Here is a 12,011-nt window from a genome sequence, read left to right on the forward strand (position 1 = left end):
AAATCATTCTACACTTTATAGAGCATTATGTCAATATGTAAATTAAAACGGTTTCAAAAATGCTCTTATCTTCCTTCTTCCCTAGCCTTAGCCCAACGCTCCACATCAGCTTTTGTTATATTATGAAAGACTTTTGCACCTCTTTCATAAGCAATATCTGGCTGCTGGTGGGTAAAATTGATCACACGCGCCAAGGCAAAGAAATAGTCTGAAAGACGGTTTACAAATACCAAGACATCCTTATTGATTTCCGTTGTCCACATGGTGCCTACAATATGGCGCTCCGCACGTCTAGCAATAGTGCGTGCTATGTGGATCATAGCGGCAATTTCATGTCCTCCTGGTAAGATAAAAACTTCGAGCGCTGGTGGAACATCAGCGTAAGTATCAATCCTTTCCTCAATCCAATCAACCATGGTTTTGTCAACCTTATAAGGATAAACACCGTGAGGCGTAGATAAATCCGAACCACAGTCAAAAAGGTAATGCTGGAGTTGCAACAATTCATCCTTTAAGGCATCTGCGGGGTCCATTTTAGTAACGATATAACCAATCCAAGAATTTAACTCATCAATGGTTCCATAGGCATTAACACGCTCCGCATCTTTTGCGACACTCTGACCACCAACCAGTTTGGTCAAGCCTTTGTCACCTGTTTTTGTATATAACTGCATTTGTATTCTCACTTTCTATTTTGATTGACGAATGTCGATGTAATCATCCCTACTCAATTTTCCCTCAGAAAATGTAGGCATTTCCTCAATAGTATAAACTGCATTGCTCATTAAAAAGAAGGCTAGAGGACAACCCGATCCCTCACCCAATCTCATATCCATCAAGAGCATAGGATCTAGTCCCAAGTGCTCACAAACCAACCGATAGGCAGGCTCTGTGGAAAGGTGGGAAGCAAAGCAGTAATCTAAAACATGACTATTTAATTTACTGGCAATCAGCAAGCCTGTAATGGAGATTAGACCATCCACTACACAGGGAAGTTGATGATGAGCACAGGCCAAGTAAGTCCCTACCATACCCAGCATATCTAATCCACCAACTTTTGCAGCAATGTCCAGAACATCCTTGTAGGGAGCATGGCGAGCAACCGCTGTAGCAATCACTTGTGTTTTATGGGATTTCATCCCTTCTGTCAAGCCAGCCCCGTAACCAGTCACTTGACTGGCTTCAAGATTTAAAATAGCACTGATAACTGCTGCCGATGTGGTCGTATTGCCAATTCCCATCTCTCCAGTTCCAAAAAGTCTATAGCCTTTCTGAATACAGGATAGGGTTTCCCTGTAGCCAACCATTATGGCTTCAACAGCTTGCTCTCTAGTCAAGGCTGGTTCCCTGAGAATATTGCCTGTCCCTCTCCTGACCTTACAAGCTTGGTCGGTATGAACATCTTTCATGCAACCTATATCAACTACCCTAACATCTGAGCCTACATGCCTTGAAATGGCGCATAAACCTGTTTTTCCCTCTAACATATTGCGAGCAACGATAAAGGTCGTTTCCTGTGGATTGGCAGAAATACCTTCGGCAACGACACCATTATCAGCCACATAAACCATTACAATCTGTTTAGATATGTCTATAGCTCCTTGAAACATAGCATACAAACGGGCATATATTGTTTCCATTTTACCCAGAGCACCTAAGGGCTTGGCTAATTGATCACAAATCTTCTTCCCCTTCTCAATTGCATGTTTATCTAGAGGCTTGATCTCCCTCAATATCTCATGTAAGTCTACCACCTTAACCTCCTTTCACCCTTTTAACACCTTCGAAACAAATCCTTGAAAGATAGCGTTGGTCATAATACTTACCAATTTCTCCCTTAGAAAAATTTGCTTCGATAACTGATATCAATGGTAATTGACTTTTAGTCATCAATATTCCCACTACCGTTCCGCTGTGAGCGACGTTAACTCCAAGTAAACCTAATTGATTCACCAGGGTTATTATGTCCGCCAAATAAGGCTTTGGTAGCCGAGTGTTGTTTAATAGGGCACTTGCTGTCGCAATCTGACCCAAAAGAAGTTCATTTTTTGACTGACATGCCTGCTGAAACATTTCCAATAACCCTTCTGATGCTTGGACTGGATAAGTAGGACATTCTGTCATTCTAGCTAACTCAACTGTCCACTCGGTCTTTCTAGGTTCTAGAATATAGACATAAAGTTCTGGTTTCCAATCCGTCTGAAACAGTATCTGACCGCTCAAGGGATTGATGACCGTCCAGTCAGCAAAGGCAATCGAATCTGTTGGCTCAATCTGACAACAGAACTTGGTCACTTCTTCAGCAGTCAAATGCCTATTTTGAACATAGGCTAAGGCTTGTAGGCTTGCCAGCATATCTGCCGTGCTACTGGACATTCCTTTACCGATTGGAAGACTGGACTTCTTTTCTAGCTTCCATCCATCCTCTATCGGATCAAGATAATCCAAGACCTTGACAACCTTTTCTCCTATTGCAAATTCCGTTTCTTCCTCCTCTCTGATAAGCCTTGCATAGGACTTGCGATTGATACCGTAAGTCAGCAAAAATTCTTGACCATCCTTAACACCCTGAAACAATTCCCCACATGAACCTGGACAGGAAAACCATTTGTTCCTAGACATGACCATCACACTTTCCTAACACAGATCTAAAAGCCTCAATCAAACGACAATTTTCCTCTCTTGACCGAATGGCTACTCGATAATGGTTGTCATCTAGATGGTGGTAATTATGGCAGGAACGAATAAATATTTTTTCTTGTATTAAAAGCTCTCTCAGACTTTCATTTCCCTCGTATTCAAAGAAAATGTAATTGACAGTCGGTGGCAAGACTTGCAAATCGGGCAAAGCAGTCAATTCTTTATAAAGGAATTCCTGCTCACTCTTGAGCCACTCTTCTGTAGCATGGTGATAATCACTATCCTTGAGAATAACTGGCACCAAAGCATTTGCCAAAGCATTGATGGTCCAAGGTGGTCGCATTTCATCAATAGCAGCAATCAAATCAATATTACTTGATAAGGCATAGCCCAACCTCAAGCCAGGAATAGCATAAAATTTTGTCAAAGACCGAACAACAATGACATTCTGATACTCATTCAAATGAGCTACCATGGAATAGGCATCCTTGTCTAAAACAAAGTCCATAAAGGCTTCATCAAGAACCAAATAGGCTCCTTTTTGTCGAAGAAATTCTGCTACCAGTAATAATGTAGGCGTTGGTACCAAGGTCACTGTTGGGTTGTTTGGATTACAAATCAATACCAAATCTCCAGATGACAGCTTTTCCAAGTTAGGTAAGATGGATTCAAAAGTCCAACTGTAATGAGGTCTTTCTAATACATGATATATAATCTCTGAACCAACCTGCTTAAATGCTTTTTCATACTCCATAAATGTCGGACTTAAGAGCAGTATCTTCTTTGGCTTCACATACCTAGCCAATTCATAAAAGATTTCTACTGCCCCGTTCGATAGAAGGATTTGCTGGGTCGGACAAGAATGATATTCAGCCAAGGCTGCCTTGGACTGTGAGTAGGTCACATCAGGGTAGTGAACTAAGCTATCTAAAGTTTCTATTATCTTTGATTTTACTTTTTCTGAAAGACCTAATGGATTGATATTAGCAGAAAAATCTAAGCAATCCTCTGGGCGAAAACCAAAATCAGAGGCAAGCTGATTCATGTTTCCTCCATGTTCTACCTTCATCCCATCACCTCAACTTTCCTTTGTCAAATAGTATTGAATCGCTTCAATACCTGTATTATCCTCTAAAGACACCTCAAAGATTTCCTTGGCACCTGCTGCACGTAATTGTGCTCTAGCTTTCTCAAGGCTGCTAGGGTCTGTTACTAAATCAACCTTGGTGATAATGCCAATCACTGGTTTGTTAAACAAAGAAGAGAATCCTTGTGGAAAAGTCTGCATTGTGGCTGTTGCTGAAGCTAGTAAGCCTATCACTTCTGCCTCTGCAGCTGTTACAGATAAAGCATTGTAGTATCGTCTATGTTGTAAAAATTCACCAGGTGTATCAATGATAGAATCATAAAATTGGATAGCTTGTGTTTTAAAATAGGTGATATCAAGCCCCTTCAAACGTTGTGTTAGTGTCGTTTTCCCAACACCTACTGGGCCTACAAACATAATTTTTTTTGATTCAAGTCCCATACAATCATCCTTTCAAGCTATTTGTCAAAGGGGAAATTCAATTTCCTAAAATACTATTAGAAATAAAAAGGCAAAGTTAGCCCGTTGTTCCAAAACTTCCGCTTCATTGCGAACAACAGGCCCCTTTGCCTTTTATATATTAACAAGTATAGTATATACTATATTCAAGTCTTCGTCAACTCAAAAAATCAAGCAACCCTACCTAAAATTCCTATCCCAATCCCCATCGCTTCCTTTTTGGGTGTAAAAGAACTCAGACAATTCAGGATTGTCCATAACCTTTAGTATTTCTAACAAGTCATAGGCCAAATTCATCTGAGGAAGGTCCGATTTCTTGACCCACCGCACTTCACCCTCTTCCGTTGAATGAAGAGTGCCAGTGAACTCCGTTGCCTTATAGAGAAAAACTAGATAGCGATGGCCCTCCTTGTCAGGCCAATGCTTGATACCAACCAAGCGAGCATTGTTAATGGTCAAACCTGTTTCTTCCTCAACTTCGCGAACAACAGAGTCATGGAAATTTTCACCTTCTTCAATATGACCGCCAGGAAAAGCAACTCCTGACCAGCGATAGCGCTCAGGATCCCGAATTTGCACTACTACATTCCCATCTTTATCCTCAATCAAACACATATTGGTCAGTGTGACCATTTCTTTTCTAGCCATCATAACTCCTTACATTTCAAAACAAATCAGTCAATCAATTTTTCTCTGTCACAAACAACAATAGAAACCAAGTACATCTATTCTATCAAAAAAAGCCAAGGCCGACTAGCCTTGACTGAACACTACCAACGAGGATTGGCTTCAAAAACCCAGCGACGGGTCCAACTATGACTTTGCCCCGGCGAAAGCCTAATGGTCTGAATAATTTCTGGACTGACAATGTGGTCTGTCGCCCATAGGAGTAAGCTGGTCGGTTTGACACTATCAATACCTGTAATACTTGCTTGAGCTCCCTTATGACTGAGTTTCCAAGTAAATGTATCACCGAGGTTTGCCTTATCGGTGCTAAGAACACTGAGGGAAACATCCGTTTCACATTTTTCGAAGGTGATGGCCTTCCCATCCGCAATAAAGTTGTTATGGTCATAGCCACCAAAACCTTCTAAGCGATCATGACCCAGATCATTCATATCTGGCAAGTCCAGATGGTAATCCGGTGAAATAGCCATACCGTCGATACTCAAGAAATTATGGCAATATTCTTCTGTTTCAAATGCCTTGTCGCCAACATTGGTGATTGTGGCTTCTAAAATAAGAGCATTCTCCTCGATCCGAATAGTCTTTTCAATCTCAGCAGCAATTCCCAAACAAGCTACCGCTTCTGTAAAAAATGTAGCAGAAGTTTCCGTATGGCTGTAGGTGACAGGATAGGGAATGACCTCATCATATTTATGGGCAAATTGGTAACCTAGTTCACTATCCTGCTTAATCAAGCCTACACCTAATTTAGGGAAATAGTCACCAACTTGAGCCCCAGCAGAAAAATCTCCTGAAAATTCGCAACACAGCCCTCTACCACCAGACGATAAATGCCGTAGGTTCATAGGCTCATTAGCACCAAAGTGTGTATCGCCATCCAGTATAACATCTGAAATAAAGCCTGCTCGATTAAAACGAAAAGTATCATTTGGTCGTTCGCCTGGTTCAGAAATTTCAACACGTAAACGATTATTGGTCAGTAAAATCATTAAAACCCTCCTTGATTCAGCCTTATTATAGCACATCAAAGCAGGTCATTCAATATTCAATATATTATTCTTTTGATTTTATCTGATAATTCCAAGACCATTCGGTATTCTATTCGCTCTGCTCCTAGATTGACAATTTTCTTTAGGCCATCAAAACGGAAACCAACCTTTTCATAAAAGGCAATCGCACGCGCATTCCCCTCCAATACCCAGAGAGAAACCCGATGGTAGCTCTGCAATTTTTCCAAGGCCGCCTGCATCAACTGGTAGCCAATTCCTTGATCGTAGTAATCCGCCAGAACATAAATTGCATATATCTCACCTGCTTGCGACAAGTCCGCCTGACTGCTGGCACCGTAACAGACAAAGCCAACCACCTGCTCGTCCACCAGAGCCACCAGGATATTTTGAGGATAACGAACAGCCCAGTCTTGACACCGTTCCAAGGTGTAGGTCTTTTGGAGAAAATCCTGCGGTAACAAATCAGCATAGGCCTCCTGCCAAGCCTTCCAATGAACATAAGCCTTGCCTTGAATTTCCTTCTCGGTTTCCATATCTTTGATAAACATATATTACCTCAAACTTTTAAGAGTACATTTTATATTATATCATTCTACATAAAAAAGGCTCTTCCTTACCAAACCAGAAATAGCTGACTGGAGAATAGAGAGCCTTTTACTTTCATTGAATTGGATTTTATTGTAAATCGTACGAAACTACAAGCTCTTCCAGCATAGCTGCTAGTCGCATCTGAATAAGAGCTACTTATCTTCGCTAGGTTTGATAGAGTCCATCTAGGCTAGATGGACCCTGCCATTTTCTGCAAAAAATCTACAAGAAACCAATTATTTTCCTGATAAAATTTTCTTAATGATAGTTAGATTTTTTTTTTGGGGGGGGGGGAGAGTTATCTTTAATAAATCATTTGATTGGTAAACAATCATTTTCTAGTAGACAATCTTGCAGCTTTTACCCTAGCTAGAAAGGGCGATATATAAAATACCACTACTAGTATATCACCCCCCCTCATTTTTCAAGGCTTTTGCTTGAATTGTTTAAACAATTTTATATTTACTATTCCAAACCCAGAGCTCGAAATAATCTGTGGGTATTTCAATTTCTTCCTTGAGGTTGCTCAATTATATGTGAAAATTAGAAATGCGGAAAAAAATGTCGTACTTCCGCTCCTGGATTGATAGGTAAACCTGAAAAATTCCCAGAGCTAGTGGAGCTCCAAGCATTCACGGTTAGACCGAATAACCATTGTTCCACTGTTCCATAGCTGGATCTGTTACTAGTCTATCTAAAAATGGGAAAAAGGGAGTGGGAAAGAACTCGACTAGTTAAAAAAGAGTTCGTCTTCCCACCCCCGCACAGTTGATTAGGTCAGATTTGGAGTGTAAAACACGAACAAATCTGCCAATCAACCGCTGCGCTGAGATGTTGACACGAACTCTGAAAAGTGGTGCTAGGCTTTTTGCCCAGCTTCTTTCAATAGATTATGGATTGAAAATAGATGTTCTAAAGTCGTTTGTTGATTGCATCAAGGCTTGATAAATCTTAATTTTCAAAGTTGATAGTCGGCTCTTATCGCTACCATAGGATTTATTTTGAATATCCGCATCAATCGCTTCTCTAATCAATCTTTGAAGGTCATCATAGCTCGCAATACTTACTTCTTTCGTTGAGTTTGCAACACCTAATTCATACTGAATCGTGAATGGTTTCAATTTACCTGCTTGGGCCTTATCCACACGCTCCATAAACATAGCTTTCTTGAATTCTTCCCAACTTGCATACTGGCCATTAAAGACTTGGTCAAAGACGTGTTTATCTGTAATCAAGCCTGTATTTTTCTTGTTCCAAGTATCATAAGTAATAGAATTTTGGCTCATAGCATAATCAGACAACTGATTAGATACATATGGTATGAAACCATCTGTGTAACCTTTGGCAGCAATTAGCTCAAAGGCCATGCGACGGAACATAAAGTCACCTGGTGAGCCATTTGGATTAGACAAGGCTGAATAGTTACCTGCAAACATCGGAACGCTGTAGTAGCCATTACGTTGTAAGTTTTGGTCGTATTTAGCACTTTGATAGCCATAGCGATCAATGATACTTCCATTGATTAGGTCATCAAACGTAGTCAGTTTAGTAGCATCTTCCTCTGTCAAAGTCGTCATTCGGTTTCCAGCATGGGTATCTTTGCCATTTTCTTGAATGTAGTAATTTTCCAGTTTGAGGAACCAGTCCTTCTTAACGGTATTTGGCTTTTCAAGGACAGTCATTCCTTCGATGTAGTCTAGTAGATAGAGAACATCAAATTGATTGTGGAAATACTGGTTAAAGTCCGCTTCGCTGTTGAAACGAGCAGTCGGATCTCCGACGTGCACACGATTAGCAGCGTCACTATTGAAGACAGCATTGAAACCAAGGATTGTTCGATCGACAGAAGATACGTTTTGGAGCAATCCATCAGCATATACTTCCATTCCTTGTCCCATCCGGCGACCATATCCTTTAAGATAGGTACTTCCATCCTGGTTATGCACCATTTCATGGGTATAGAGAGTTGTACCATAATTGTCTAGCATATTATAGAGGACATAGAAGGTTTCTTTTCCGTTTGCATAGGCAGTTTTGGTTCCACCCTCTGCGTACCACTTGTTAATCGGGCCATAGTAGTCTTGAATTGCATCTACATCGGCGAGTAAATTACGATAGACTTTCTGACCATCTGGGCCATTCATTAGGAAGCCTTCATTATTTAGCACCGTGCGGAAGAGCTTGTCACGATTTTCTTCATCAAGGATCTTATACCAGAAGTCAGCATTGTCCCGCTGCATTTCAGCCGCCTTATCGACCAACTGACGAACACTATCTCGTTTAGCAGGGTCTTTGTAATCATCTACATAATGTTCGTAGGAACCTACTGCTAAGGTGTTCATGTTGCTGATGATGAAGATGTCCTCTTGCGGCAGGGTCAATAGAGGCAAGAGCATCTGACGGTATTCCCAAGCTGGATTGGTAATCTTATCGTAAACAGCAAGTGCGTACTTGCTATGTTTCTCAGCGCTATCTTGCTTGGCTGCCGCTTCTGCAACCTGCGATTTACTCTCAACAATATAGGCCTTGGTTGTTTGTTTAAACCAGTCATTGTCTGATAGATTTGGCAAGAAGAGTTTACGGTAGGCTTCCACCATGTCGAATAGACTAGCCTTGTTATTTTGCTTACCAATAGCTGCAGCATAGGTACTTACGTTGTTATGGGCACGAAGAACCTCATAGCCACCATTGCCAATTGCCAAAATCATATCAAGGGCAGAGGCAGCATCATTTCCGAAGAAGTCAGGTTCAAAGATGGTCAAATCTTTGGTATTCATCTCTCCGAAGTTGATGTCGTACCAACGGTTCAAATAGGTTAAACCAAGTACGAAGGCTTCTTTATTGTTAGTGATTTTCTCTTTGATATAGTCCTCAGAAGCCTGACCTTGACCATTTAGACTAGCAACCAAAATCTTACGAACATTGCTTTCTAGGTTGGCCATGACTTGGTCATAGCTGTCACCAAAGTAGAAATCTTTTGCAGTACCTGTCTGAGTATCGGCATTCAAGGTTGTTGGGTACTTGATAATCGCCTTCATAGCATCCGAGTCGAGGACAACCGTAGATAGACTGCTTACCAAGTCATTAACAAGGGCGCTTCTGTCATTCAAGAATGATTCTGGCGTGTAAATCAAGTCCGTACCTGAAATGGTGTACTCAACAACATGATTGTTCTTGAAGTCTTCTAGATAAGAAACAGTCTTATAATCCACCGTGCCGTCTGCATAGTGAAGCATAATCTTATTGATATTGGCCTTCTCAGCGTAGACATCTGCAACAACATCCTTATCCTTCATTGGTACAACATCAAGCAGGCGAACCGTATTTAGCTTATCGTCTGTCGCAATCTTATTTCCATAGTAGACAAGAAGTTCCTTGTTGTAGAATGGAAGGATTTTCTCCATATTATAGTAGGCAGTTTCATGGTCAGCCTGAGCCCTATCCACGGTGAGATAATCAACTGAATATTGATTGAGATTAAGCGAAACAGAATCATCAATTGTCGCTTGAATAGCCATTGCTTCCACTTTTGCTTGTGCATCTTCATCAGAGATAACAGTAACATTGGTCAAACTATCAGTTGTTGTTGTGAAGCCGTCTTTAATCTTACCGGTTGGATTTGCTGGTTGACCGATAATACTTGTCGCACCAGTCATATCGCTGATAACGTTATTAACATTACCACTATATGGAGCATAGGCACCAGTTACTTGGTTGGCACCTGCAATGCCGCCGACTATACCACCTGTTTCTGTCGTCACTATAGAGCCTGTTGCGTACGAATTATAGACACTTCCTGGTACATCGTAGACAAGCATGGTACGTCCGACAATACCACCAGCCACTTGGTTTTCTGTACCTGGGAGAGTAATAGTTGCATCAACCTTGGCATTTCCAACACTTGCCATCGTACCGTTACCCAAGATACCACCAGTTAGACTTGCAGCGGTTCCAGTTAATTCGATACTACCCTTGAAGGATACATCCTTGATAGTCGTATTAGTTGCCGAATGAACTAAACCAGATACGTTTTGCGGTCCTTTTAGGTTGGCTTCTACAGCCACGTTTGTGACTAATGCATTATTAGCATTAACGGCAATTGTAGCAAGAGGATTAGTGGTGCTTGTCTGTAAATGAGCATTCTTGATGTCCAAGTTTTGAACTTTACCACCAAGGTTATAGAAAAGTGGAGCTTTCAAGTTACTGATTGAGAAAGCATATCCGTCATTCAATCCATCTAAGCTACCGCTAAAATTCTGAACATAAGAAGCTACATCTCCAACAGGAACTTCATTAGCATCCAAATGAGAACCTAATTTAAATGTGCCGCCTGGATTTGCCTTCATGGCGTCAATCAAGGCTTTGAAGGAAGTATAGGTATTTGCATCCGTTACCATCTTCGGAATGTAAAATTCACGATTTGCAACGTATTGGCTGTTCTTATCCTCTACCAACTGTTCAAAGGAAGAAACCAATTTGAAGACTGCCTTGCCATCTAAGGTCGTTTCTTCAACGCTAGAAACTGGAAGATAGACTTCTTTAAAACGATCGGATGTTACTTTGATAAATAGTTCATTAGCCGATGCTGGAATTTCTTCTAAAAACTCTTGACCGACATACTTACCATCTTTACGACGGTAAACCGTCACTGCATCAATATCTTTGATTTCAATCTTTTTATAGACCAGATCAAATTGACGCATACTTTCAAGAATAGCTTCTTGCTCAGAGCTCTGTTCCTGCTCTGCCATTGTATAGAAAATCTTAGTTTTCACAGTATAGTCTGTGTAGAAGTCCAGATTTTCAAGTGTCAACTGGCCATTTGGATCTGTAATGGCCTGTTCTTGAACCAAGGCACCTGTATTGTCATAGAGGAGGGCAACAGCACGGAGGAAGTTGGCTGTTTCATCTGTCAACTTGTAGCTAACTGTCGCTGACTTAGCATCGTCATTTTCTACCAGATCTGTGATAATCACTTGTGGTACTTTCTCAACTTTTGTACCACGCGCAATGACTTGCTTAACTGGTTCTTTGGTAATTTCTTCGGTAACTGTCGGATTTTCCTGACGAACGCCCTTGATGGTCTTATAGGTTGTAGTAATCGTCTTAGAACCATTGACACCCTTGGTCACAACCTTAGTCTTACCTACTAGAAGTGTTGGGTCATCAATGTATTCTGTTTCAAATGGAATATCGACCGTTTCTTTGTCTTCTTCCGTACCTTCAATTGGCTTGGTTCCTTTGAGAACTTCCTTTGTCGTTGGCTCAAGGATAACTTTTTCTGATACGGTTGGGTTAGGCTGGCGAACACCTTTGATAGTTTGGTAAGTAGTAGTTATTTCCTTGCTACCATTCTTACCTTCAACCACTACTTTTTCTTCATCCGTGTAGAGCTCAGCACTTTCGCTTATCTTGGTTTCAAAGGCAATGGCTACAGTTTCCTTACCTGTTTCTGTTCCTTCGATTGGCTTGGTTCCTTTGAGAACTTCCTTTGTCGTTGGCTCAAGGATAACTTTTTCTGATACGGTTGGGTTAGGCTG

Annotated in this window: 9 protein-coding genes; all 9 read right to left on the reverse strand. The window is 41.1% G+C overall.

Annotation, left to right across the window (positions count from 1 at the left end; genetic code table 11):
* Positions 1 to 65: 65 nt before the first annotated feature.
* Entirely contained in the window at positions 66 to 674 is a 609-nt protein-coding gene (locus tag ACEE44_RS08770; RefSeq protein WP_105117743.1) for a cob(I)yrinic acid a,c-diamide adenosyltransferase, read from the reverse strand.
* A 15-nt stretch (positions 675 to 689) separates the two neighbouring features.
* Positions 690 to 1,754: a nicotinate-nucleotide--dimethylbenzimidazole phosphoribosyltransferase gene (cobT, locus tag ACEE44_RS08775; protein WP_449171961.1), complete on the reverse strand. Its 1,065-nt coding sequence runs from the start codon at positions 1,752 to 1,754 to the stop codon at positions 690 to 692.
* Position 1,755: 1 nt separating this feature from the next.
* A complete protein-coding gene (locus ACEE44_RS08780; protein ID WP_248054371.1) occupies positions 1,756 to 2,622 on the reverse strand; it encodes a GHMP family kinase ATP-binding protein in 867 nt (288 codons plus the stop codon).
* Complete coding sequence (gene cobD, locus ACEE44_RS08785; protein WP_449171962.1) at positions 2,615 to 3,709, reverse strand: threonine-phosphate decarboxylase CobD; 1,095 nt, start codon at positions 3,707 to 3,709, stop codon at positions 2,615 to 2,617. Before cobD ends, ACEE44_RS08780 begins: the two co-directional genes overlap by 8 nt.
* 9 nt (positions 3,710 to 3,718) lie before the next feature.
* On the reverse strand, positions 3,719 to 4,168 hold the full coding sequence (locus tag ACEE44_RS08790; RefSeq protein ID WP_248054375.1) for a EutP/PduV family microcompartment system protein: 450 nt from the start codon (positions 4,166 to 4,168) through the stop codon (positions 3,719 to 3,721).
* 198 nt (positions 4,169 to 4,366) lie between these two features.
* Complete coding sequence (locus ACEE44_RS08795; RefSeq protein WP_449171963.1) at positions 4,367 to 4,834, reverse strand: NUDIX domain-containing protein; 468 nt, start codon at positions 4,832 to 4,834, stop codon at positions 4,367 to 4,369.
* A 122-nt stretch (positions 4,835 to 4,956) separates the two neighbouring features.
* Entirely contained in the window at positions 4,957 to 5,862 is a 906-nt protein-coding gene (locus ACEE44_RS08800; protein WP_449171964.1) for a hypothetical protein, read from the reverse strand.
* A gap of 56 nt (positions 5,863 to 5,918) precedes the next feature.
* Complete coding sequence (locus ACEE44_RS08805; RefSeq protein ID WP_449171965.1) at positions 5,919 to 6,431, reverse strand: N-acetyltransferase family protein; 513 nt, start codon at positions 6,429 to 6,431, stop codon at positions 5,919 to 5,921.
* Positions 6,432 to 7,361: 930 nt separating this feature from the next.
* Positions 7,362 to 12,011, reverse strand: a 4,650-nt coding sequence (locus ACEE44_RS08810; protein ID WP_449171966.1) for a ZmpA/ZmpB/ZmpC family metallo-endopeptidase, incomplete at its 5' end; no start/stop codon positions are given.

The sequence above is a fragment of the Streptococcus sp. 32226D021BW genome, from assembly GCF_053545015.1.

What these genes read in the sequence shown, in the direction of transcription:
- ACEE44_RS08800 (WP_449171964.1), bottom strand. Translation starts at nt 5,862, where the DNA reads ATGATTTTACTGACCAATAATCGTTTACGTGTTGAAATTTCTGAACCA.
- cobD (WP_449171962.1), bottom strand. Translation starts at nt 3,709, where the DNA reads ATGAAGGTAGAACATGGAGGAAACATGAATCAGCTTGCCTCTGATTTT.
- ACEE44_RS08795 (WP_449171963.1), bottom strand. Translation starts at nt 4,834, where the DNA reads ATGGCTAGAAAAGAAATGGTCACACTGACCAATATGTGTTTGATTGAG.
- ACEE44_RS08780 (WP_248054371.1), bottom strand. Translation starts at nt 2,622, where the DNA reads ATGTCTAGGAACAAATGGTTTTCCTGTCCAGGTTCATGTGGGGAATTG.
- ACEE44_RS08770 (WP_105117743.1), bottom strand. Translation starts at nt 674, where the DNA reads ATGCAGTTATATACAAAAACAGGTGACAAAGGCTTGACCAAACTGGTT.
- ACEE44_RS08790 (WP_248054375.1), bottom strand. Translation starts at nt 4,168, where the DNA reads ATGGGACTTGAATCAAAAAAAATTATGTTTGTAGGCCCAGTAGGTGTT.
- ACEE44_RS08805 (WP_449171965.1), bottom strand. Translation starts at nt 6,431, where the DNA reads ATGTTTATCAAAGATATGGAAACCGAGAAGGAAATTCAAGGCAAGGCT.